The following is a 25,069-nucleotide window of genomic DNA, read 5'->3' on the forward strand; positions in this document are numbered from 1 at the left end:
GAATATGATCTCATTTCCAGAAATGCTTCCAGATGAGCTTTTTTATAGCTGCTGCGCGCGTTATCATAACGAGAGTGGAAACGAAACTACTAGTCAAACAATGAAGGATCTTTTTGGAATTGCTGGTCTTAAAACTAGATGTATGTTGCCTTCCCACCTTGATAACTTTGTCAAGAGATATAACAATAAGTGGGGTATGTTGTGCAGTAACGAGATTCTTGAGAAGCATACAATATACCCATTATTTCGATCGTTTTTAGAGGACGAACAATCTAAAATCATTCTTCAAATGATTAATGGAACATTAAAATATCTACCACATTTTATTTTAGGTATCAAAAATAATTTGTGGCAACAAGGATTAAACTTTTGTTCAGATTGTGTTAGAGAGGATGATTTGAAGTACGGGTTTCCCTACTGGCATAGACTACATCAAGCTCCTGGGGTTCTATATTGTCCAAAGCATTGTAAAAGATTAAAAAAGTGTTGTCCAAGTTGTAATTTCAGATTTGAGACACAAAACAATTTTATAATAATACAGCGCTTTTGCAAGTGTGGGCATGATTTTTCACGCGATATAGTTAGCCAGGTTGTGTCCTTAGACGAATACAGGGCTCAATTAGAGTTGATAACAATAAGCCAAGACATTACATACGTTTTTAGTGCAATTGCTACTGGGCATCAATGGCAACAGCTATACAGAGAACGCATAAGTAAAACCAAATATTGCTCATTGACTGGAAGGTTAAATCAGAGTGATCTTGTTAATGATTTTATTAGCTTCTACGCCAAGCCTACTCTCAAACTACTAGAGTGTGAGTTATCTAATATTAATTGGGTACAACATTTTTTTAATAGTAAAAAAAATGTATCCCATCCTATTAAACATATATTATTTATTCGGTTTATATTTGGATCTATTACTAACTTTTATGATGAAGTTCGTGAGGCTGCTTAGAAATTCAATGAATATAAGTACGTATTTTAAACTAATACCTATAGTATTGATTTTTGACATTTTGTATATTAAATATAATGCTTCCAATACTTATTAGTAGGGAGGTGGTTTTATTAAATTCAATAATCTTTAACCCCTTCTAAAAATATTAGGAGGGGTTTTTATTTTAAATTTACCAATTCAATTCCCAGATGAGGATATACGTAGTCTGGTATATAGGTTCCATGTTGAGAGCAGCAATGAGAATTTTTTTAATTCTGCTACTGAGTTATTTTCCGTAAAACCTAATAAGAATAAAATATTTCCTAAGCTAGACTATTTTTTGGATTTATCCTATAAAGATAAAGAAAGTAGAGGGAATTTTATAAGGTATCATACGTATCTTCCATTTTTAATGCCATTTATAGAACGTTCAAAGTGGGAGACTTTAATTAGTAGACCTACTTCTTTCATGTCTGCTTGGAGAATATTTCATGATAAAATTAGATATTGTCCGGAGTGTATGAAAATGGACGATAATGAATATGGCATGTGTTACCCCCATCGGGAGCATCAATTACGGTATATTGATATTTGTATGATTCACAAATGTAACCTAATTACATGCTGTGATTTGTGTGGTGAATATTATTCATCGAAAGGGGACCTAAGTTTAGCGCTAGTGCCAAGGTGTACTTCTGGACATGAGGTTCATAACAATGGTTTACAAACCGCTGAACCTGATCCTTCTATGACCTGGATAGTCGAAAGTTTTAGGTTGATGATTAATCATTATGGCGAGATTGATGCTAAAAGTTTAATTGAGAAGCTAGTTCCTGTACTAGCAAAGTTAGGATATATTGAATTTAAGGGAGCAATACTTAAGAGCAAGGTAATAGAGGATATGGTAGCATTTTTTGGTAAGGATTTATTACATAAATATGGAATAAATAAGGATGATCTTTTAGAACGAACTACTATTGGTAAGCTTTTTACTCCAAATAACGTTTATATTAATATTTATTTGTATTTGTTTCTTATTAAGTTTTTAATTGGTGACTTTAAAAAGTTAATAGTGTGTAATTTTGAATATTCAACAAAATTACCCTTTGATAAGGGGCCGTGGTTATGTATGAACAAAATCTGCCCTTCACACAATTTACCTGTGATAAATGAATGTATTAGAACTGTTAAACAGCATATTTATGGACGGTTTACATGCACTATTTGTGGTTATTCTTATGTTCAGCGATTTGAATCCTATAAAGATAATTCTGCCAAAAAGTTTAAAATAGTAGATTTTGGCTTTCTTTGGAGGGAAACAGTTACTAAAATGCTTTCCGAGAACAGGTCGCTACAATCTATTTCTAAAAAAGTAGGATCGTACACACAGACAATAAAAAAATTCAAACTAAATATTTTAGATCCGGCTCGTTGTAAAACAAAGTACAGTGTAGAAACACTTCAAAATGAGTTTGAAAAATTCATGTACAAAAAAAGCTTTACATCCAGAGGTGAAGTTAGAAAGGAATTTGGTGTAGGAAAATACGATAGGCTAATGAAGATTAAAAGAGATTGGATGGAAAATCTGCTACCTCAATGTAAAGTAAATTTATTTAAATATCGGAACTATGATCAATTGGATATTGAAGCGTATGATTCTGTATTAATAGCATATGAGCAATTACGCGTTGAAAATTCCGTTCAACGGATTACAAAGATAGTTATTTTGAAGCATACATCGAAGTTGATATTTTGTAGGCTTACAGGTATAAAAAAAAATTGCTTTATTAAGACTAACAAATTATTACTAGAATTATCGGAAAATCAGGAAACTTACCTAAAGAGGATATTTCCGATTATTTTAAACCGTTTTGAAAATTCTCCCCGATATATAACTCTTACATGGTCGTTAATAATTAATCGATTACATCATGGTTATAAAAATGCTTCCCCAGAAGTTATAGAGTGGGTGATGCAAAAAATTGAAGACTACCAAAGCGACAGAAACATTTAAAAAACGTTTGAAAGCTGTGTCCTCAGTTATAGAGGATACAGCTTTTTTGTAATAAAGTATTGCGGTAATGATGCAAAAAAGTATTATTAGTCTACTTTTTGGTAATACTATAAATATCATAGATTAATAGGGGAGGTTATAAATGTGGAACAAATTGATTATATGCTTTGCGATGAAGCAATTATTACAACAAAGGGATTTTTATTTAAAGGAAACTACTACTCTTGTCGAATGGCTTTAAAACAGAGATTATTCAACCCAGCAAACTGCATAGAGGGGGGAAAGAAAGTGGAGGTACTTTACGAGCCGCTATTGTCAAATAAAATTCTGGTTAAACTTGAAGGTTGGAAGTATTGTTATGCAAACATAATTCAAGAGGATCTAACGATGACTCAAGAAGAGATTCAAAATTATCAAAAAAACATCCAATTACTAAAGCGAGACTTTAAACTGCATAAAAAAAGAAAAATTCAACGTAGAGTTATAGTAAGTAATCACAATAACTGTAGTTGAATTTATGTTAGTGCAGCTTATTTAAAAGTTTTTAATACTTCTCTTAGAATATTCCTAAACATCGTGATTTCATTATCATTAAGCCTTTGTAATGTACTTGTGATTTCATGTGCCGCTGCCTCATGTAATGAAGTGTATGTTTTTTCATCATTGGATTCAGCAGTTCGTAATAAATCAGATAATGTGACAGATAAACACTCTGCCACTTTCTCTAAGTTAGTTAACGAAATATTACGTTCGCCTCTTTCTAATCCACCAATGTAGGTAAAATGAAATCCAGACATTTCACCTAACTCTTCTTGTGAAAAACCTTTTAGTTTCCTCAAATTGCGTATAGTTTCACCTAAACGAATTAGTAAAGTTGACATTAGTATCCCACCTTTATTTTAAAGTGTAGATAAGGGATACGTTTATAGTAATAGGTTAAAAAGCACTATTTATATAATGTAAATAAGTATCAAGATTTAATTCATCAAATGAATCCAAAGTTATACTTTTTAAAACAAGGAGTTTTATATGGATGAATTAATAACCAATGTGGAAAAAAGCATTCACACACTTAATTTAAATATAGAACGTAATAAAAAGTATTATGACTATCCATTTACTAATAACTGTGATCACTTTTATCGCTTAAATCAAATGCACAAACAGCTAGAGTGTTGGAACCACTTTTTAGAAATGTTAAGAAAGTTTAAAAACGACCGCTGTTGCATTCTTATGAAGGAAAGCTCTGTATTTGAAAAGAAGATTAATGTTGAAAGAAAGACAGTTCCAGGATTTGTTACACATACTACACTGCAAGAAATGATTGAATATATGCGAAAGCTTGAGTGGAAGGTAGATGGAATGAATGGTATTTGGAAGGAGGAGGAGGCAAGTTAGTCACATTATCCACAAGCAAAATGTTAATAAAATTTGTGTAGATTGTGGATATATTAATATGATGTCAAGTATTTCAAGATGTTTGTTGTGGTGATAAATAAAGTTCGTTAGTGGTTGTTCACTTTTGTGAACAACCACTTTTTTTCTAGTCTAGGGGTTCGTTAATTAACCAGTTATCGCTACGGAGGTAACAATTCGTGAGTATGATAGCGAGAAGGAATAACTTTTTAAATAAGCTAGGAAATCTAGTTTTAAGTCCAATTTGCTTACCAATAAATTTAACTTCTTGAATTGACCCCATCTTAAGGCGTGATATAACAACTCTTCCCTGAATACAGGATAGGATCGTTTCCAAATGCAGCTACGTTACATGCTGTCCCATTGTAGAAAGTACGGTAAGTATAGTTATCTGCCGCCCCAAAAGCAACGGTCCGGGGACCGGTAAAACTGCAAGTACCATTCTCGACAGCACAGAGTGTACTATAGCCGGTGGGGGCTCCTGTTCGGACATAACACGCTTTGGCGACACCGCTAATTGGATCGGAACCGAAAGCAACATTATCACAAGTCGTTGTTCCTGTAACCAAAGAGGCAAAAGCACCTTTCGCACCGTACAACACATTCTGGGTACCGGTGACAGTACAAGTACCAGCTTCTGTAGCACATTGTGTCCAATCGCTTGTCGGCGCACCAGAAGGTGCGAGGTAACAGTTTTTTGTCAGCGAGGGTAACGGGTCATTGCCGAATGTAGCAACATTACATGCGGTCCCATTATTAGCGATTTTATAACTGAAAGCTCCGTTTGCTCCAAATGCCACCATAGAAGGTCCACTGAAAGAACATAGTCCATTCTCCGCTGCGCATAGAGTGTATCCACTTGGACCTCCTGATGGTGCTACATAACAGGACTTCAATAATCCGCTTGCTGGATCACCAAACGTGGCAGCATTACATGCTGTACTGGTGGTCTTATTAAGAAAATTATATTTGCCTGCTCCGAAGGCAACTGTGGCGGTACCACTAAATGTGCAAGTTGCTCCTTCGGTACCACAATAAGTAAACCCAGCTGGCAGTTCGTCATTGTTAGGCCATGATGTTCCTGTTTCATTAAAACTCCATGTACCTGGACTAATTTGGAAATAAACGTAATTGTTATCCGCGCTTAGATATGTTAATCCCGAAATGCTGCCTGTTGGAGCGCCGCCACTATACACTGTTGTTCCGTTTGCTGTGATTGTATTATTGTTCATTCCAAATTTAGGTATTGCAATGGATGCTGTCGTGCCTCCTGGTGAAGTAACATTCATTGCAAAATGACTTGGTTTATCATGAGTAAGACTCACAATAATGTTACCTTTAATGGTAGGCACTGTTGATTGAATCGTTTTAAGGCTGCCCATTTGGGGGGTTATTTGGTAGCTTGTATATCCCGGCTGAGTTGGACGAACCCCAGAAGCATAAGCGGAGAGGACATACAGTGGTCCGCCATTCCAGCCATGATTATCCGTTCCCCAACCGCCTTTAGTCCAAAATTCAAATAATGTGTATCCCGGATCACTTACTTGTCCTGCATAGCGATCTTTCATTCTAGCAAGCGCACTATCTACAGACCCCATCTTATATAATGCTTCCAATACATAGAACTCCATGTAAGGACTTGCATTCTTGTGGACGTTCAATACATTCGTTATAGCAGCATACTTGCTTGTATCAGCTAACCCCGCGACTACAGCCATTGCATTCGCACGATCATCTGTATCCCCTGTATAACCGGGTGAACGGTATTCTTGATTAGTTGTATTCCATAATATGTTATTGAAGTTATTTGAAATACTGTTCTTTTTGCCCTGCCAAAAGGCGACGTCCCCTGTATTTCCTGTTAAATTAGCCAATTTAATGGTTGTATCTAATGCGAGATAATACAGTGAATTATCTAATACTCTTGCATCAATATCAGATCCCCAATCTTCCCAATCCCAATCTCCAGGTCGGTGATTGATTAAGCCATTAGCATCTATCGTCCAAAGGTTCATGTAAGTTTTTATGCTATTATAAGTTGAATTTATCGCACTTGCATCCCCAGTATACATATAATATTGCCAAAAAGTCCAAATGGAAGCAAGCATTTGTGGTGGCAGTTCATTATTGAAGCCTTTAGACGGAATGGGAGCATATAATTCGCCTGTAGGCTTCTGCCAATTGACTAACTCCGAGATCGCCTTCTTACCGAGAGCGTAAGAGTTAGTATCAAAAACGTAGAAACCCTGTTTCATCTCGTTTACCACATCACCCCACCATTGTGCCCTTTCGCGAGTTGGAGTGTCCATATAGTTGTCCCGCATATTGAGATACATCGTTCTTGCAGATTTATTCCATAAAGTATTAAAAAATGTGTCATCACTTTGAAAGGATCCGACAAAGTTAGTGTTATAGCCACTTTCACGATACTTTAAACCAAGAATTTGCACATTGCTTGGAATCGTATATTCAACAGCGGTTCCTGACATCCAACCCAACGATTCGAATTCTTGTATACCTCCTGTAGTAATATAGGTCGATCGTACATTAAAATCTGTTCCATTGCCGCCATCAGCATAGTGATCTGTCTGAATACCTATTACAGCCCCTGCTGGCGCGTTAACCTGCAGATAAGGAGTGACTTGTAAATTGGATGGCAAATTCATCTTAATGGGGGTGGTACCTGTTCCATAAGAAGGAGTAGCGTTTGTATAGGGCATTAACCCTGTATATTTAAAGAAAGGAATGGGGCGCTTCACTAAATTACCCCAAGGCGAAACTCCTACTGTACCCTTTTCTGTAGCTGCAACCCAGGAGCTATCATTATAACCACTGTTCATCCAATTCGACATACTCGTTGCATTTTGAGCATTGTAATAAATATTACTCTCTGGTAAACGATAATTTGGTTGACCACCACTAAGGTCTGTGCTATATCCCGGATGTGGCTTCACTTTCCAACTTGCATCCGAGTTAACCGTTGTGGTTGTGCCCGCTACGATATTGGATTGAAACATAAATGCTGCATCTCCGCTGTCGTTATAAGAAAATCCAGTTTTACCATAGTACCAAACTAGAACAGCAATCGTATTGGTACCTGCAGTCAAATAGTTTTTAAGATCAATCTCGTCATAATAGGAATCCGACGGATTAGGTCCCCGCTTTAGTCCACCTTCAAAAACTACTAAATTCCCGTTCACATACAACCAATATTTCGTATCCGCAGCAATCTGAGTTATGGCTGAGGTCGGTGCAGAAGATAGTGTAACTGTTTTACGAAACGAGGCCCATTGATTATAGACATGTGTTGAGTCCCAAATCCACTTAGCAGTCCAAGTTGCGGCCTGAACTGGTTTTGGTGAAACGAATGTAGGCAACATAGAAAATAATAAAAACATACAGATAAATAAGTTTAGTGAGATTTTCATTTGACGTCGATGATTTGAGGAGAATAATTTCATCATAGAACACATCCTTTTCAATTAATCCAATTCTGAATCCTTACTTTGAAATTTCGAAATAATTGCATCCTTTAATAACAAACTCTCGAACTAATGTAAAATTAAAACAAAATAATTTATTGACAATCATCACCTCCTTTATAAGGATATAAATATTACAAAATTACTTGAAAACTGGAAGCGTTATCATTTTATTCTAATTATTATTTAGCTATCTCTAACACCTAAACTCGATAGGATTTCAGCTTATTAGTATCACACTGTGAATTATATAGTGCAGTAAAGAAGAATTATATTGGACTCTCTTTGTATTCGTTGACCTTTTTATAGATGTTTTCTAATTTTTTGGTGATGATTTCGAGCTTATGCTAGTCGAAGTCGATGGGAAATAAGTTTGTTGAGATAGAGCAGGGAATTATGGTGAACATCGGTAGTCGAGATAAAATTAGATTAGGTATAGTCGGATAAGTTCTAAAGAAAGGGCAACAAATCTAAAGAGAAGGTCAGTGATTATTCCAGAGTTTTATAATACAATTTTTGTGAAGAAGCATTTATTGTGTTTCATAATAGGAGGAATAGTGTAGTGACCAATAATTCAATTAAACCAGGACAAGTTTGGCTGGACACCGAAGGGAAAAGAATACACTCGCATGGAGGATCCATTATTTATATTGATGGTACATTCTATTGGTATGGAGAAAACAAGGAAAAATCGAAGCCTGGTAGCAACATTTGGCATTGGGGGGTCCGAGCCTACGCTTCTCAAGATTTGTATAATTGGGAGGACAAAGGGTTGATCATTCCACCTAATCTTGAGGATGAAAGTTCTCCCCTGCATCCTTCAAAATTTCTTGATAGACCACATATAATTTACAACCGCTTCACGAAGAAATATGTTTGCTGGTTGAAGATCATGCAGCCGGACGCGTCTCAGAAATCGACAGTTCTAGTCGCAGACGACTTTTTAGGTCCATATACGATTGTAAAAGAGGGTATCAAACCTCTTGGTATGAGTGCAGGGGATTTTGATATGGTTGTAAACCCGAGTGACGGTAAAGCATATTATTACTTCGAGAGAGTTCATAGTGAGATGATATGTGCCGATCTTACCGATGACTATACGGACGTTACCGGATATTATTCGACGCACTTCCCGCAGTCCCATCCTCCATATGTAAGGGAAGCACCAGCGCACTTTTATCGTGATGGGCTACATTACCTAGTGACTTCTGGAACAACAGGGTATTTCCCAAATCCTTCCGAAGTAGCATGCTCTAGCCTTTATCATGGCCCTTTTGAAGTGTTGGGGAATCCACATGTGGGGGATGCGACGAACACTTCATTCGGATCCCAGATTTGTTCGGTATTCAAGCATCCACTCAAAAAGGATCTATACATTGCCCTAGCCGACCGCTGGGTAACAGAGCATACACCAGGAAATCCGACTACGTATGAGGAAGCTGCAGAGAGGTTTGACAGAATTTTCAACCCTAAAAAGGGAATGGATCCTACTGTAGATCATTTTAATCCGGTGGATACAACTAAGTCGGATTTTGTGTGGCTGCCATTCCGCTTTGACGGGAAAATGGCTTATCTGGATTGGCATGATGAATGGCGCATTGAAGACTATGAATAAATCTAACTCTTAATAATAAGGCATAGAACAGCAACAGCATCCTCATCTTTCGAGGATGCTGTTGCTTAATTTGAAGCCTATAATTCACAAATATAAGGCAACGTTTCTTCAAAAAGTGCTATATACGCTAGGAGTCAGTGATAATATACTGACAAAGAAGAAAGCGCAAACATTTCTTTGCAATCAAATTAGGAGAACATTTTTGAATAGGGGGTAATAGTGGCAATAGGGTCGGATAGCATTGCTTAGATTTGCATGTGCGGATGAATAGCCCAAAAATACGGAGGTGTAATATGAAGAAGAAAGCAATATTGTCATTAAATTTAGTATTTACACTTGCATTTTCCATGTTAGCGATTCCAGGGACTACAGCACTGGCAAGCGGGAGCGGGGGTGCAGTGCAAGTCACTTACAGCTCTTATAATAACAACTCTGGAAACTACAAACTTTCAGTACAACCGAGCAAGACGTTAGCTCAAATCGACAATACTGCCGTTGATGCGACGATTCAGGTTGACCCGTCCATCACGTACCAATCATTTGTTGGATTTGGCGGAACGATGCTTAATTCTGATGTCTATGAGCTTAATCGACTTAGTGCAACTGATAAAACGAATGCTTTGAAAGCGCTAGTAGATCCAAATGTCGGTAACAATTACAATTTGATGCGCCTTACTATTGGCTGTTCCGACGCATGCTCGTCTTTTGACACTACCAAACCAGATAATGGTTTCTGGTCATATGACGACAACGGTGGCATAGCAGATCCTAATCTAACGAACTTTTCGATTCAGAAAGACATAGATGCCGGAACGATAGCGACATTGCAGCAAATGTTGGCAATCAATCCAAACCTCAAGTTTTTTGCTTCCATTTGGTCGCCACCGGGTTGGATGAAAGACAATAATTCTATGATAATTACGGATCAACAGGCGCAAAATGGCCTCGGACACGTGCTTCCTCAATACTACGGTACTTTGGCTAATTACTTTGTGAAATATATTCAGGCTTATGCCAACCTGGGTATTCCAATTTATACAGTTTCTCTAGCTAATGAGCCGAATGTTCCGAGACTTTATCCAACTACTCTGTGGACAGCTTCGGAGCAGGCAGACTTTGCTGTCACATTAGGGCAAGCATTTGCAGCGAATGGGATTAAAACAAAAATCTGGTCTCACGATGACAATGAAACGGATACCTTCAATTTTGCGGAGCCTGTTTTGAAGAATGCCAACGCGAGTGCTTATATTGACGGCGTCGGTTTCCACAATTATGGCGGACAAGTACTTGTACATCCTTCCATGATACATTATCAATATCCAGACAAGACGTTACACGTAACGGAGATCACAAACGGATCGGCGCAACTCGTCGAGTATTTCCGTAATTGGATAAGCAGCTATGACTACTGGTTAAGCTTCGCGGAGTTCATGCCTGGACCTGGACCTGGTTTCTGGCAACAAGTCTCTAGCAACGACAACCCAGACTTCTGGACCGATACGCAACTTTCGTGGGCTGGAACACCAGGGAACAGTACTTTCAAGCTTAACGCCTACTACTACACTTTTGGGCAGTTCTCCCGATTCATTCAGCCTGGAGCGGTCCGCATCGACAGCTCAGGTACGCAAATCGGCAATATCTCTAATGTCGCGTTTAAGAACCCAGATGGTACAATTGTGATGGTTGTAGTTAATCGGATTCCAGATTCGCATAATAGTACATTCATGAACACCCCAGCTAAAACGATTAAAATTGCCACTCCGGATGGTCAGATTGTAGATACGATACCTGGTGATACGGTGGCAACGTATCGCTGGACACCAAATACTGGAGAAGCTTTGACACGTAGCGGATGGACAGCGTCAGCAAGTCTAACTAACAGCGCTTATTCTGCAACGCAAGCAATTGATGACAGTACGGAAACGCTATGGAACAGCGGTGCAAATCAAGCAAATGGTCAATCATTCTCGTTGAACCTGGGTTCAGCTCAAACCTTCGACCAAATCAGTTTGAATCAAGGTTCTCTATATGGAGGCGACAGTCCGGGCAGTTACCAAGTGTTTACGTCAAATGACGGCGTCAACTGGGGCAGCGCAGTAGCCAGTGGAATAGGTTCTAATGGAATGACAAATATTTCTTTCGGCTCACAAACAAAGCAGCATATAAAAATTCAGCTGACGGGAAGTGCAACTAGAGGTTGGACGATCGCGAATGTATCACTTTTTAATAGCAAGAATGGTATTCTTCCGACAAACGGATGGACGGCAAGCGCCTCGTCGACTGAACAGAACGGTTCTGCATCTAAAGCGCTGGATGGCAATTTGGAAACGCGCTGGTCCAACGGTACCGCGCCCGCGCCTGGACAATGGTTCCAGGTTGACATGGGCGCTACGAGAACGTTCAACAAAATAGATATGAACACAGGACCTAGTGTTGGTGACTACCCTCGTGGATATAGTGTTTCTGTATCTAACGACGGCGTTAACTGGGGGACTCCAATTGCTACAGGAGTAGGTATCGGACAAGATAACCTAGTTAGCTTCCCATCTCAGACGGCACGCTATATTAAAGTTACCCAAACAGGTAGTGCTAGTAATGTCTGGTGGTCGATTGCAGAATTTCATGTTTATAATCAGAATCCTTTACTGTTAAATCGTTCTGGATGGACAGCAATTGGTTCACCAGATCCTAATAGTTCTGCTGCTAACACGCTAGACAATAATTTAACAACCCGTTGGACTAACGGATCTGCACCCGCCCCAGGACAATGGTTCCAGATCGATATGAAGAAAATTAATACAATCAGTGGAATTGAGTTAAATGCGGCGACATCGATTGGTGATTATCCGCCTGGCTACGAGGTAAACATCTCCATGGACGGAACCAACTGGAAGATGGTAGCCAAGGGTTCGATCCCAGCACAGGATAACGTCATCAGCTTTCCGGTTGATACTGCGCGTTACATCAAAGTAACGCAGACCGGAAGTTCTACAAACTCATGGTGGTCGATACATGAATTCAATGTATTTGGAGTTCAGATGGCACCTTCTGTGGGCAATCCAATTAATCACAGCGGTTGGACTGCAACTGCGTCGGTTTCAGGAAGCGGGTCTCCGTCAAATGCGATTGACGGCACATTAGGGACAGCATGGAGGACCGGATCCAGTCAAGCCGGCAACGAATTCTTCCAGATCGATCTAGGCTCGACTCAATCATTCAGCATGGTTGAATTGAACGCAGCTCCTCTAGTTGCGGGTAATCCGAATGCCTATCCAACGGATGCACCGGCCAATTATGAGGTATATGTTTCGAATGGCGGAGCCTGGACGCTTGTTGCTCAAGGATCTACCACAGGGCAACCGATCACAAGAATTAAATTCCCAACACAGAACGCACGATTTATTAATGTCCACCAAACGGGGGTAAATGCTTGGCACCAGTGGACGATTGGTGAGTTTAATGTGTATCATTAAATAAGAAATAAGGCAGTGGCGTCAGACTAACTTGACGCCACTGCTTTTGTCCTTTCAATATGCCGTAAAAGGAAGTGATTTGTTGATGAAGTTTATCAGGAGAATAAGCAGATTGCGTCTGCTTCCAAAGCTGATCCTAACGTTCCTGCTGGTCTTAAGTCCGCTGTATTTCATCGGCTTGAAAATGAATGTGTCAGGCTCTGGAATCGTAAGAAACGAGATCAGTAACTCTCTATCTTCTCGGGTCGACCTGTATATGGAAATTTTGGAGAGTGATTTTAGCCGAACAGTCGGTCTTCTTCAACAATATGTCAACGACGATGATTTGCTTAAGCTGAGCACGTCTGCGTCATTTATGACGGATATTGAGCGAATGGACAGTATTCTCAGACTGAAGAGCAGGCTGGATCTGCTGAAGAGCTCTAGTAACTTTATCGCTAATGTCATCGCATATATCCCGGATATAGACCGATCCATTACTTCCAATGAAATTGATATCACAAACTTCAACCGAGTGGAATTCGAAGCGCTTCGTCAGGCGAATAACCGATTTCAGACACCATTTATCGTTTGGCAGGATCGGCTGTTTATTAGCATATCCTATCCAGATCCCTCTATTAACAAGTCACCCCGCTTTGTAATGGCAGTGGAAATCTCACGGCAAGCTTTAGAGACTACGCTAAGTCGCTTTACAAATGAGGGAGGAGGCGCTGTTCTTACCGGGAAGAATTCACTATGGACCGTATCGGGTGCAGTCGATGTGCAACAAGGAAAGAAATTTTTGCAGCAAGTTGAGAATGAGAGAAAACAAATAACAAGCGAAATCGGGAATGTAAAAATTGACAATATGACATTTATGGTCGCACAAAAGGACTCTGAAACACTGAATGCTACCTTGCTGATGTTTGTTCCTACACAGAGTTTGTTGTTACCACTTCAGACGTATCGAATGTGGCTAATCATCCTATCTCTGTCGGCAGTTGCAATCATGTTCGCATTTTCATTTTCTATTTACCGTATGATTCACCGTCCGCTTCGAATTCTCGTTGCCGCTTTTCGTAAGCTGGAGCAGGGAGATTTTGAAATCTCGCTGAAAGCGCCCTTTCAAGATGAATTTGGTTTTCTGTATGAACGATTTAATGCTACAGTTCGGCAATTAGGTGTGCTAGTTCATGAAGTATATGAGCAACAATACCGCGCTCAATCTGCGGAACTTCGGCATTTGCAATCGCAAATTAACCCTCATTTTCTATATAATACCTATTTTATTCTGTACCGAATGGCGAAACTACACGATAATGAAAATCTTATCCACCTAACGAAGCATTTGGGTGAGTATTTCCAGTATATAACTCGTGATGGCAGCGATAAAGCCCCTTTTGACAAGGAAGCACAGCATGCAAAATCTTATATGGAAATTCAATCAATTCGCTTTCGTCAGCGGATTAAGGCTGTATTTGAGCCGATTCCTCAGGAAGTATCAAACATCCTGGTGCCGCGCCTCATCTTGCAACCGATCATCGAGAATGCATACAACTATGCTTTGGAGCAAAAGGCTAAAGACGGTCTACTAATCGTCAACAGTGTTGTACAGGATGGGAGACTACTGGTTGTTGTGGAAGATAATGGCGACCAAATCACACCGGAGTCTTTAAAAAAGCTGCAGATGCTCCTAAGTAATGGTGAGCTTGTCGCTGAAAGTACAGGGTTAGTGAATGTCCATCGAAGACTTCGCATTCAATATGGCCCCGAAGGTGGCATTCAGTTGGATATTGGGAGCTTGGGTGGCTTGAAAGTGACAATCATAATTCCATTAGAAAGGGAGTAGGAACGGAAATGAAAGTACTTCTTGTTGATGATGAACCTTACACTGTAGATGGGTTATACGAAATGCTTACCGAGCATAATGAATTGGATCTTAATATATACTGTGCTTACTCAGCGGAAGAGGCGACACAACGGATGCTGCGGACGAAAATGGACATCGTCATTAGTGATATGAGGATGCCTGGGATGAATGGGCTTGAGTTGCAAGCCTGGATTCGAGAGCGCTGGCCCAAATGTCAGATCATTTTCTTAACGGGTATTCGTGATTTGGATTTCGCACAGCAAGCCATTCGTGGCGGGGGGAGCGACTATATTTTAAAGATGGAAGGAGATGAAGCAATTGTTCAATCTTTGAAGAGGGCAATTGCTGTTTTACAAGAAAACTCGGATAGTGAGCAATTCTTGCAAAAAGCTAAACACCAGGTACTTCATGCGCTACCTGTGCTGCGTAAAGAGTGGTTTCTTAGTATGTTAGATCAGAGGGAATTTCATTTCCAGGTTTCGGATAGACGATTCGCTGAACTAGGTGTGGTTCTCTCCAATGAGAATAAAGTGTTGCTTCTTGTGGGACGGATTGACGGATGGAATGAAGACTTTACTTCCATGGACAAGGCCCTGCTATTATATGCTATACAGAATATTGCCGAGGAGCATCTCCAACGTTCTGTATTCTTACCGATCATCCTTGAAGGCCCTGAATTTGTTTGGCTGATTCAATCTGAAAACACAGAAGCGGATGCTTCTCAGGAAGAATTAATACCTTATGTGCTCGGTACTCTTGAAAGCATTCAAGTAACTTGTCGGGAGTTGCTCCGATTATCAATTTCACTTGCTACTATGGGCCGTTTAGAGTTGTGGGGGGACATTCCAAATTCCTATCGCAATCTAAAACAGCAATTACTGCTTGGTTTCGGAAATGGGAAGGAAATGCTGCTCACGTATGAGGGACAAGAGCACAAGCATAATAACAGTCAGGAACTTGGTCGTCATTTGATTTCCGATTTGGAGCGAGAACTGGATGCAGGATCTACGTCGGAATTTGAAACGAAACTAGAGTTGTTTATTGCTCAAGGAATGACCTACAGTGAATATGCTTATCGATACTACTGCGTTGCGTTAATTCTGTTGGAACGTTTGCATCGGTTGAATTATGGCCATGAAGGGGCCAATAGCATGGATACGGAACGTCTGATGAATGTTGCTTTCCATGAATCCAAGTTGGCTGCCCAACAATTCTTGGTAGAGAGCGCCAGAGTGATATGGGGCTTGAAGAAGCAGACTACCGATGACCGGACAAAGCGACTTATCCAAGATCTTCATGACTATATTCAGCTACATTTAACCGAGGATCTATCTCTTGATACGTTAGCTGATAAGGTTTTTTTAAATGCATCGTATTTATCGAGTTTGTATAAACAAGTGACAGGTCGAAATATTTCTGATTACATTACCGGACTGCGTCTTGATTTGGCGAGAGATTTACTCGCACAGCCTCACATGAAGGTTCACGAAATTGCAGAGGCTTGCGGGTACAGCATGGCGGGTTATTTTACAAGATTATTTAAAAAGCATCATGGCATGACTCCGCAGGAATATCGTTTGATACTTCCAAACAAAAGGCAATGAATCTCGAAAGAGTGAAATATACGTGAGGGTAACTGGACTTTATACTAAAAGTATAACCAACAGATATTCAAAGGGAGGTTCAACTACATGCATATCAGAAAAAAAATGATCGTAACATTAGCAACTTGTCTCTGTGTAAGTTTGGTAGCAGTAGCTTGCAGTAGTGACAAAAACAATGGTTCGGAATCAGCAACAGCAACGAAGTCCGACAATGGTGCAAAAGCATCAGATAAGCCGATTTCAAGTTCAAGTAGTGAGAAGGACACAGCGTTCGCAAAATACGATACTCCAATTGAGTTGACAACGGTGCGTTCACTTGGTGATAACCTCAAATTTGCTCAAGGTGAAGACCTAGATCACAATATTTGGACAAAGGACATGCTAGAGCAGTTGGGTATTAAAATCAAAAATAATTGGAGCGTAGCACGCGCCCAATATGATGCCAAGCTTAATGTGACAATTGCGTCAAACGATTTACCAGACTTTTTCTATGTGAATGCGATTCAATTAAAGCAATTGGCTGAAGCGGGTCAGATTATCGATCTGAAAGGTTTAGTAGATAAATATGGATCACCAATAGTTAAGCAATTTGCACAAGATACTCGTAACGGCTTGGCATCAGCGACGTTCGACGGCAAATTAATGGGTTTAGCGGCAGGAGGGTCAACTTTAGACCAGGCACCAATGGTCTGGATTCGCAAGGACTGGCTGACGAAGCTCAATTTATCGGTACCGAAAACGATGGACGATTTGATTAAAATTTCCGATGCTTTCACGTCGAAAGACCCGGATGGTAATGGAAAGCCAGATACGTATGGACTTGCCCTGCAAAAAAATCTTTACGGAGGCTTCGGCTCACTGGATGGATACTTCAATGGTTATCACGCCTATCCAAAAATGTGGGTCAAGGGAAAAGACGGTAATCTGGTATATGGTAGCATTCAGCCTGAAATGAAAACAGCGTTGGCGAAGTTGCAGGAGTTATACAAGAACGGACAGATCGACAAAGAGTTTGGCGTAAAGGATTCGAACAAGGAAGGCGAGCTTGTGGCATCTGGCAAGATAGGGATGACATTTGGTCAAATGCCAATTTCGCTCAGTCAACTTGGTGACAACCGAAAGAACGATCCGAAAGCTGATTGGCAGGCGTATCCGATCGTATCTGTAGACAGCAACCCGGCTATGGCACAAATTCCTGCCATTGGTGTCTCCATGGAGGATCCGTCCTACCTCGTTGTGAGTAAATCAAATAAGCATCCTGAGGCAGCCATCAAGTTGTTGAACCTAGTTGTAAAATATTTGAACGACCCAAGTACATCGAATGATGTATGGACAGCTCACTCCAAAGCCAATGGGAATGAGGTATGGATGTATCCGCCTGTTTCTGCTGGACAACCAGAAAAAAACTTAAAGGTACATCAAGATGTTGTAGCGGCTCTAGACAAGAAGGATCCATCTGGACTGAACGCAGAAGAAAACGATGCTTATAATCACAGTGTTAAGGCAGCTCAAGGGCAAGGCGATGTGGCAGATTGGGGCTTTGATAAAGTGTTCGGTCGAGAAGGATCTTATGCAACTATCAATCAATACGTGAAGAACAACCTACTAATGCCAAGTGAATTCTACGGAACACCGACTCAAACAATGGGCGATAAATTTACTACACTACAGAAATCCGAGCTTGAGACGTTTACCAAAATAATCATGGGTGCCTCTATTGATTCTTTTGACAAGTTCGTAAGCGACTGGAAGAGCTTAGGCGGGGATCAAATCACGAAAGAAGTTAATGATTGGGCGAAGTCCAAGAAATAACAAGAGAAAGGGGGCTGAGGATTCTCCTCAGCTCCTTTCTCTTTAACGAAAGTGAGGCGACTTACAATGAGTGAAAAGGTTATTAGAAAGGAACACACATTACTTACAGTCAAAAAACTAAGAGGTAGTCTGTTCAAAAAAAGAGAAATTCCACTTCATTTAATGATATTTCCAGCGATTATTCTGCTTTTGGTGTACTCCTATGGCCCAATGCTGGGCATGGTGATGTCCTTTCAGAAATTTATTCCGGCTAGAGGATTCCTCGATTCCCAATGGATTGGATGGGACAATTTTCGCTACATCTTCGCTATGCCGGATTTCCATAGAGCATTATGGAACACGCTATTAATTTCATTTATGAAAATAATAGCTAATCTCATTGTACCTATCGCGATAGCGCTTCTGCTAAATGAAATTCGCAAGGAAGCTTTTAAGAGCTATGTACAGACATTGATTTATCTACCACACTTTTTATCGTGGATTTTGCTTGGTGGTATTCTAATCGATATCCTATCGCCAACGAATGGAATCGTTAATCAAGTTTTGGGATTTTTCGGTGTTAAACCGATTTATTTTTTAGGAGATAACTCATGGTTTAGGCAAACACTTGTAGCTACAGATGTATGGAAGGAATTCGGTTATAACACAATTGTGTATTTGGCTGCATTAACTGGAATAAATCCGGCTTTATACGAAGCGGCTATTGTGGATGGAGCGAGCAGGTGGAAGCAAACACTTTATATTACAATTCCCGGTATGGCCCCTATCATTGTGCTACTGGCTGTCCTAAGCATTGGAAATGTACTCAACGCTGGGTTCGATCAAATTTTTAATCTATACAGCCCGGCTGTATATGAAAGTGGAGATGTCATCGATACATTTGTTTACCGGATAGGACTCATCGATGCTCAATATTCAGTTGCAACGGCAGTCGGCATGTTCAAATCAGTCATTTCTCTCATATTAATTTCTGGATCTTACTTTATTGCCTATCGGTTTGCCAATTATCGCATTTTCTAGGGAAGGGGAGAGAAACACGTGGTCATTCGAAAAACGTTTTCAGGTAAGCTTTTCACCTTGTTCAATTTTGTGCTATTGTCTTGTATATCTTTGGCCTGTATTCTCCCCCTCGTCCACACGCTTGCACTCTCGTTTAGTTCGAATGCTGCTGCAGCGGCGGGGGCGGTGAAGCTAGTTCCTGTTGGCTGGACATTGGACTCCTACAGCTACGTCTTGAAACAGGTTGCTTTCTTCCGATCGATCCAAGTTACTTTAGAGCGCGTAGGTCTCGGTGTTCCGATAAATATCCTGATGACAATTCTCGCCGCATACCCGTTGTCCAAAGAGGTTCGCTCCTTTGGAGCGCGCTCATGGTATGCCTGGATATTTGTTATCACAATTTTATTTAATGGAGGACTTATTCCCGTTTATATGGTGGTTAAATATACGGGGATTATGGATACGATTTGGGCTTTAGTGCTTCCCACAGCAGTTCCTGTTTTCAACATCATTCTTCTGTTAAATTTTTTTAGGGGTTTACCGAAGGAACTGGAGGAAGCGGCATTCATCGATGGAGCTGGACATTGGACGACTGCATGGCGCATTTACGTACCATTGTCGTTACCTGCACTTGCAACGACAACCTTATTCGCAACAGTCAGTCACTGGAACTCGTGGTTCGATGGCCTGATCTTTATGAATTCAGCTGAGCACTATCCGTTACAGAGCTACCTGCAAACTATTGTCGTCCAGCAGGATATTACGAAGTTGGCTGCAACCGATCTGAGTCAATTACTGAATATTAATGAACAGACGGCGAAAGCTGCACAAATCTTTCTAGGTGCGCTACCGATTCTGCTGGTTTATCCGTTCCTTCAGCGTTTCTTTATTAAGGGAATTGTCATGGGGAGTGTGAAGGAATAAAGATTGTAAGATGAGAACTAAGTACGCTTCAAAAACATAGCGCGTTCGCCCTTTGGTGATCGCGCTATTTATATTCTCATTTGGGGATGATCTCACGAAAAGTTTTCTGCCAGGTATTGACTGTAGTATTATCAATCCGCCTTAGTCTTATAATCACTTGGACTAAATCCAGTATACTGCTTGAATGCCTTACTGAAATGAAAGGGGTCCAAATAACCAACATGCTCGGCGATTTCCTTAATCAAGACAAATGGATGTTCCTTAATAAAACGACCGGCTTCCTCCATTCGAATTTTGACAAGATAGTCGGGGATGGAGGTATGATACGCTTTCTTGAATAACCGGTTTAAATATGCCTGATTCAGCTGTAAGTTGTCTGCAATACTTGTAAGAGAAATGTTTTCATTGTAATAGTTATGGATGTATTGCTTAGCATCCTTAGCCCAATCTCGGTAGGTGGTTTGTTCGGTTTCAGCTTTGAAGAAATAAGAACACCATATTTCCTTTATATGGTGAAACAATTCATTTATCTGCCGTATTCGCCATACTTCCTCGCTTAATTCGGCTTCCATTGCTTGCATGGTTTCGAAATTTGTTGAGAAATAATCTTTAGATTGATTGTGTAAGGAGTGGGAAATAAACAGTAATAGCTGTTCCCAACCTTTTCTAGTCTCTGGAACTTGTAGGGTTTGCTCTCCAGCTATCAACAACTCTAACTCTTTGCAAAACAACTGTTTCTGTTGTTTAATGATAAATTGGGCCAATCGTTGTGTAATGGGCTGGTACGGTTCGAGAAGGGGTTGGATATTCTCGGGTGTTGAATCGGACAGCCAGAAACAACATCCTCCAAATCGGCTTTGAACCCTAACTTCTCTCTTACATTGATCAAGTAAGTCCGGAATTGGTTGTATGCCTATCTCAGATAAGGCCATCGAAATTGTAAGACCAGCTTCGGTGACAATTAAATTTTCAACTGCTTTCGTCCATTCTTTCTGACGTCCAGGCGAACAGGAGTGGACCCCGAATAAGAGAATTCGTTCATTTCCTGATGTAGAAGGAAGTGAGGTGTATTTTTCACCTTCATTGAGTAAGTTTTCAAATCGACTTTCAATTCCAGCGGGTATATCCCCTTGTGGTTGCCAAGCATAGACGAGTATATAGTGACCATGATAGAACAATTCTTTTGCAATTTGACTCCAGTCTGTTAGAGAACTGCCTGGAGCCGTTGATACACCACTGATTTGACTGGCTACCTCGCCCTCTAGCAACCTCTGATTAAGAAAGATCTTCTCCTTCATCTGCTCCAATAACTGTTGAATATCAGAGTCGGACGCGGGTTTGAGTAAATAATCCGTTACACCTAGCTTTATACCTTGTCTTAAATATTGAAAATCATCATGGCCGCTTATAATAGCACACTGTATTTCAGGAAGGTTCTTTTTGACTCTGTGAATTAGCTCAAGTCCGTCCATAACCGGCATGCGAATATCCGTTATAATGGCATGCGGCTGAGTCCAATGTAGCTCGATAAGCGCATCTTCTCCATTATCGTAAGTGCCAATTACTTTAAAATCAGAGCTGATATAGGTGATTTTCTCTTTTAAATGTCGTAAAATCCGTGGTTCATCTTCAACAATAATCATACGGAACATGTTTATGCTTCCCTTCTTATGGATATGGTAAATTCCATACCTCTCGAAAGATTATTAAGAGTAAATTGTACCTGTCCATTCCAGAACAGATGGCACCGGGTAAGTGTATTGACAATTCCAATATGCCCTAGTCCTTGGGCTGATAAGTTATCTAATTGCCGAATCTGTCCATTATTAAGCTCTTGGATTAAATCTTGGGTTTCTTTAAAAGCAGCATTCGAAAACCCGGATCCATTATCTTTAATTCGAATCAACCAATATCCGTTCACTTCGTTGCTCTCAACGGACAATTCTATTTCCCAAGGAGGTCGAGCCTGCTGAAAGCCATGAGTAAATGAATTTTCCACCAAAGGTTGGAGCAGGAATTTGGGAACAGGTTCATTGTCGAAAGATGAATCAACCAATAGGGTATAGGAAAATTGGCCTTCGTATCTGAATTGCATCAATTCTAAATAGTCGATTGTATATCTGATTTCCTGTTTAAGAGAGACTGAATTGTTGACAGATTGAGTTGCATATCGAAGCATATTACTCAGTTTCTGGGAAATTCTGGCGTGTTCCGGAAAACCCGACTCTTCAGCGAATGAAGCCATGGATGTTAAGGTATTAAATAAAAAATGGGGATTCATTTGTGCATACATGGCTTGTAAATGAGCTAGGTTTTCCCGTTTTTGAGCTTGAAGTACCTCAGTAAGGGAATCGTTAAGTCTGGTCCTCATATCTTCAAATGTCGAATAAAGTGATGCAATTTCTTTCGTGTTCCGGAGTTTCTTCGTTGTTGAGATATTCATATTATCAAGGCTCAATTTATCTAGACGAGTTTGTAGATATCGAATTGGGGAAGCAATACCAGCGGAAAGTATATAGGCAATAACAAGTGATATGCATTCGCCTAATATTCCTAAAAGCCAAGTCATTTTTTGTAAGCGAATGATGGGCTCCATAACTACCGACTTGGGCTGTTGTATGAGGATGGTGAGTCCACTATAATCGGATCTAAGTTTGATCCATATATCTGACTCATTGCTTTTCGCTCCCTTAATCTCAGTAACCTTCCCACTCAATTTAGGTATCTCCGGTTGCTCTTTATTTTCTTTCTTATTGGGATAGAACTGTTTCCCACTATCATCAATAACGAAAACTTTTGCTTGTGATTCTTTATTTTGTCCTAGTTCCATTGTTTCTGATAGTAACTCATAGGGTTGTTGTATTTCTACAACAGCAGGTGTTAAGGCAGGTGGGAAATTGAAGCTTCGTACCAATGAAAAAAACAATTCCTGGTTCTCTTGCCACTCGTTAATACGAGGTGTTATAAGAAGTTTTTCACCCTCCAGTTGCAGAGCTTCTTTTATCCAGTGGACCTTTTCTATTCGCTGTTCGATATCGGGTAAGATGCTCATGTTTTTCCCGTAGGTAAGAAAAAAGCCACTTAATGAAATTAAATTGATTTGTGATGCAATAAACCAAGGACCGTTAAACGAGGCCAGTAAATCCTCATACTTCTTACGTTTTGTGAAACTTAGAAAGCTTGAGGAATCTGTTTCATTAACTTCAATTAAATAGTTCTTGATATCTGTACTATAAATGACCTGTGCCGATATACGGTCCATGTCTTGAACGATATGATCTAACGCTTCTTGATAACGATATAATTGTTGCATATTTGTTTCTTCCACTCGGTCCAATAAATCCTTTGACGTCTGTGAGAAGTATAGATACCCACTACTGGAGACCAAAATAGAACTAAGTAATGTAAAACCAAGGAAAAGTCGAGTCTGTATTCTTAGCTGCATCTACTGCACCTCCAGAATCGATTATATCATGGATGAAAAGTCCATTTCGTAAAGGTTCATTATTTACATGTCCGAGGTTCATTATTTCCATTCCTGAAGTTTGGGTAATGACCTAATATAAAGAAGAAATCAACCACATATATGGAGGGGTTTAAATATGGCAAACGTTAAAAGCTTGGCCGTAGTTCTGCTGGCTTCGGCCATTACACTATCTGCATGCGGGCAAAGTAGTAGTAACACAAGCACGCAAACAAATGAACCGGAAAAAACGGCAACTTCTCAGCCAACGGACAAGAAACCCGTAACACTTAAGGTATTGGTAGCAAGTGATTGGTTGAAGGAAAAGAAATGGCAAATTGTATTCGATGACTGGCAACAAAAGACAGGGAACAAGCTTGATATCCAAAGCGCGCCTGTCAACAACTATAAAGACTTAGTAAATACCCGACTTGCAACGAATGATGCACCTGATTTGCTCTTTTATTGGAGTAATGAAGGGGCAGTGAAAGCATTACAACCTGAGAAAAATTTGCTCGACCTTAGTAACGAAAGTTATATTTCACGAATTAATCCAGCCACGAAAAAATATTCTTTTGGCGGAAGTGGTAAGACGTATGGTATCCCGGTTACTGGCATGAGTGTATCCGGTGTCATCTATAATAAAAAGGTTTTTGCAGATTTGGGTCTTTCAATTCCTAAGACATATGATGAATTTCTGGCGATTTGCGAAAAAATCAAAGCCGCTGGAAAGACTCCTGTCTACGAGGCTGGAAAAGAAGGCTGGCCGCTTCAACTATTCTCCTTTAGTGCGATGACAAATGTCATCAAAAAGCAGCCAGAGCTTATGGGAAATATTAGTACTCGCAAAACGACTTTAGATCAAGTACCTGAATTTGTAGACGCGCTTCAAAAACAAAAGGATCTAGTTACAAAAGGTTACCTAAACAAGGATCTTTTCTCAGCTACTTACGATATGTCTCTTGAACAAGTGTCTTCTGGTAAGTCAGCAATGATCTTCCAAGCAGATTGGGCGATAGACCCGCTCTTGACTAAGTACCCGGATGCTCAAATTGGGATGTTCCCATTACCATGGGATGGGGATCCTTATGCAGGTGTTTCCGATCCTAATGGACTTTATGTATTCAAAAACTCTAAGAATCTCGATGCCGCTAAAGATTTCTTGAATTTCTTCAGCAGCGAACAAGAATTAACGAAATATTTTAACACTGTTAAATCTATTCCTACTTGGACTGGTCTGACAATTAGTTTAAATCAAGGAACAGCTGATATGAAAACGTACGTTGATGCGGGTAAAGCTGCTCCGTTCTTCAATAGCTTAACACCAGTTGAAATCGGTGATTATCAAGGACTTTTGCAACAGATGTATGGTGGTACGATGTCTCCGAAAGAAGTAGCTGTAGGATTGCAGGCTAATTTAGATAAAGCAGCTAAAGCTGCAGGAGTAACTGGCTTCTAGGTATTTGACGGAAGGATAG

16 protein-coding genes are annotated in these 25,069 nt (G+C 40.1%); 12 read left to right on the plus strand and 4 right to left on the minus strand.

Annotation, left to right across the window (positions count from 1 at the left end):
* Nucleotides 1-4 precede the first annotated feature (4 nt).
* From GC096_RS01995 to GC096_RS02005, 3 genes are all read left to right on the plus strand, one after another.
* A complete protein-coding gene (locus GC096_RS01995) occupies nucleotides 5-958 on the plus strand; it encodes a TnsD family Tn7-like transposition protein (RefSeq protein WP_171628634.1) in 954 nt (317 codons plus the stop codon).
* Nucleotides 959-1,136: 178 nt separating this feature from the next.
* Nucleotides 1,137-2,954 (plus strand): TnsD family Tn7-like transposition protein, encoded by a 1,818-nt coding sequence (locus tag GC096_RS02000; RefSeq protein ID WP_312886164.1) that lies wholly within the window; start codon nucleotides 1,137-1,139, stop codon nucleotides 2,952-2,954.
* Between the two features lie 144 nt (nucleotides 2,955-3,098).
* Nucleotides 3,099-3,467: a hypothetical protein gene (locus tag GC096_RS02005; RefSeq protein ID WP_171628636.1), complete on the plus strand. Its 369-nt coding sequence runs from the start codon at nucleotides 3,099-3,101 to the stop codon at nucleotides 3,465-3,467.
* A gap of 17 nt (nucleotides 3,468-3,484) precedes the next feature.
* Here the strand turns inward: GC096_RS02005 and GC096_RS02010 are convergent, their stop codons facing one another.
* A complete protein-coding gene (locus tag GC096_RS02010; protein WP_171628637.1) occupies nucleotides 3,485-3,835 on the minus strand; it encodes a helix-turn-helix domain-containing protein in 351 nt (116 codons plus the stop codon).
* A gap of 148 nt (nucleotides 3,836-3,983) precedes the next feature.
* On the opposite strand from GC096_RS02010, the gene GC096_RS02015 reads away from it, so the two are divergent.
* Complete coding sequence (locus GC096_RS02015) at nucleotides 3,984-4,352, plus strand: hypothetical protein (RefSeq protein WP_171628638.1); 369 nt, start codon at nucleotides 3,984-3,986, stop codon at nucleotides 4,350-4,352.
* A gap of 302 nt (nucleotides 4,353-4,654) precedes the next feature.
* On the opposite strand, the gene GC096_RS02020 is transcribed toward GC096_RS02015, so the two are convergent.
* Nucleotides 4,655-7,834, minus strand: coding sequence for an alpha-L-rhamnosidase-related protein (locus GC096_RS02020; protein WP_216626005.1), 3,180 nt, complete (start codon nucleotides 7,832-7,834; stop codon nucleotides 4,655-4,657).
* Nucleotides 7,835-8,414: 580 nt separating this feature from the next.
* Here GC096_RS02020 and GC096_RS02025 point away from each other — a divergent pair.
* The 7 genes from GC096_RS02025 to GC096_RS02055 all read left to right on the plus strand — a co-directional run bounded on the left by GC096_RS02025 (nucleotide 8,415) and on the right by GC096_RS02055 (nucleotide 20,128).
* On the plus strand, nucleotides 8,415-9,467 hold the full coding sequence (locus tag GC096_RS02025) for a family 43 glycosylhydrolase (RefSeq protein WP_171628639.1): 1,053 nt from the start codon (nucleotides 8,415-8,417) through the stop codon (nucleotides 9,465-9,467).
* A gap of 293 nt (nucleotides 9,468-9,760) precedes the next feature.
* On the plus strand, nucleotides 9,761-12,940 hold the full coding sequence (locus GC096_RS02030) for a discoidin domain-containing protein (RefSeq protein WP_171628640.1): 3,180 nt from the start codon (nucleotides 9,761-9,763) through the stop codon (nucleotides 12,938-12,940).
* A gap of 85 nt (nucleotides 12,941-13,025) precedes the next feature.
* Nucleotides 13,026-14,768: a sensor histidine kinase gene (locus GC096_RS02035; protein ID WP_171628641.1), complete on the plus strand. Its 1,743-nt coding sequence runs from the start codon at nucleotides 13,026-13,028 to the stop codon at nucleotides 14,766-14,768.
* An 8-nt stretch (nucleotides 14,769-14,776) separates the two neighbouring features.
* Nucleotides 14,777-16,393: a response regulator transcription factor gene (locus GC096_RS02040; protein ID WP_171628642.1), complete on the plus strand. Its 1,617-nt coding sequence runs from the start codon at nucleotides 14,777-14,779 to the stop codon at nucleotides 16,391-16,393.
* Between the two features lie 87 nt (nucleotides 16,394-16,480).
* Complete coding sequence (locus tag GC096_RS02045) at nucleotides 16,481-18,205, plus strand: extracellular solute-binding protein (protein ID WP_171628643.1); 1,725 nt, start codon at nucleotides 16,481-16,483, stop codon at nucleotides 18,203-18,205.
* Between the two features lie 162 nt (nucleotides 18,206-18,367).
* Entirely contained in the window at nucleotides 18,368-19,225 is an 858-nt protein-coding gene (locus GC096_RS02050) for an ABC transporter permease (protein WP_246302529.1), read from the plus strand.
* An 18-nt stretch (nucleotides 19,226-19,243) separates the two neighbouring features.
* Nucleotides 19,244-20,128 carry a carbohydrate ABC transporter permease gene (locus GC096_RS02055; protein WP_171628645.1) on the plus strand — a complete coding sequence of 295 codons (885 nt, stop codon included), beginning with the start codon at nucleotides 19,244-19,246 and terminating at the stop codon, nucleotides 20,126-20,128.
* Between the two features lie 131 nt (nucleotides 20,129-20,259).
* Here the strand turns inward: GC096_RS02055 and GC096_RS02060 are convergent, their stop codons facing one another.
* Nucleotides 20,260-21,780 carry a response regulator transcription factor gene (locus tag GC096_RS02060; RefSeq protein WP_171628646.1) on the minus strand — a complete coding sequence of 507 codons (1,521 nt, stop codon included), beginning with the start codon at nucleotides 21,778-21,780 and terminating at the stop codon, nucleotides 20,260-20,262.
* Nucleotides 21,781-21,782: 2 nt separating this feature from the next.
* Nucleotides 21,783-23,573 (minus strand): sensor histidine kinase, encoded by a 1,791-nt coding sequence (locus tag GC096_RS02065; protein ID WP_171628647.1) that lies wholly within the window; start codon nucleotides 23,571-23,573, stop codon nucleotides 21,783-21,785.
* A 157-nt stretch (nucleotides 23,574-23,730) separates the two neighbouring features.
* Here GC096_RS02065 and GC096_RS02070 point away from each other — a divergent pair, with 157 nt between their 5' ends.
* Nucleotides 23,731-25,050 (plus strand): ABC transporter substrate-binding protein, encoded by a 1,320-nt coding sequence (locus tag GC096_RS02070; protein ID WP_171628648.1) that lies wholly within the window; start codon nucleotides 23,731-23,733, stop codon nucleotides 25,048-25,050.
* Nucleotides 25,051-25,069: the final 19 nt, after the last annotated feature.

Origin of the sequence: Paenibacillus plantarum (assembly GCF_013141695.1) — a bacterium.
GTDB lineage: Bacteria > Bacillota > Bacilli > Paenibacillales > NBRC-103111 > Paenibacillus_E > Paenibacillus_E plantarum.

What these genes read in the sequence shown, in the direction of transcription:
- GC096_RS02070 (WP_171628648.1), top strand. Translation starts at nt 23,731, where the DNA reads ATGGCAAACGTTAAAAGCTTGGCCGTAGTTCTGCTGGCTTCGGCCATT.
- GC096_RS02030 (WP_171628640.1), top strand. Translation starts at nt 9,761, where the DNA reads ATGAAGAAGAAAGCAATATTGTCATTAAATTTAGTATTTACACTTGCA.
- GC096_RS02050 (WP_246302529.1), top strand. Translation starts at nt 18,368, where the DNA reads ATGATATTTCCAGCGATTATTCTGCTTTTGGTGTACTCCTATGGCCCA.
- GC096_RS02035 (WP_171628641.1), top strand. Translation starts at nt 13,026, where the DNA reads ATGAAGTTTATCAGGAGAATAAGCAGATTGCGTCTGCTTCCAAAGCTG.
- GC096_RS02040 (WP_171628642.1), top strand. Translation starts at nt 14,777, where the DNA reads ATGAAAGTACTTCTTGTTGATGATGAACCTTACACTGTAGATGGGTTA.
- GC096_RS02065 (WP_171628647.1), bottom strand. Translation starts at nt 23,573, where the DNA reads ATGCAGCTAAGAATACAGACTCGACTTTTCCTTGGTTTTACATTACTT.
- GC096_RS02045 (WP_171628643.1), top strand. Translation starts at nt 16,481, where the DNA reads ATGCATATCAGAAAAAAAATGATCGTAACATTAGCAACTTGTCTCTGT.
- GC096_RS02020 (WP_216626005.1), bottom strand. Translation starts at nt 7,834, where the DNA reads ATGATGAAATTATTCTCCTCAAATCATCGACGTCAAATGAAAATCTCA.
- GC096_RS02060 (WP_171628646.1), bottom strand. Translation starts at nt 21,780, where the DNA reads ATGTTCCGTATGATTATTGTTGAAGATGAACCACGGATTTTACGACAT.
- GC096_RS02015 (WP_171628638.1), top strand. Translation starts at nt 3,984, where the DNA reads ATGGATGAATTAATAACCAATGTGGAAAAAAGCATTCACACACTTAAT.
- GC096_RS01995 (WP_171628634.1), top strand. Translation starts at nt 5, where the DNA reads ATGATCTCATTTCCAGAAATGCTTCCAGATGAGCTTTTTTATAGCTGC.
- GC096_RS02010 (WP_171628637.1), bottom strand. Translation starts at nt 3,835, where the DNA reads ATGTCAACTTTACTAATTCGTTTAGGTGAAACTATACGCAATTTGAGG.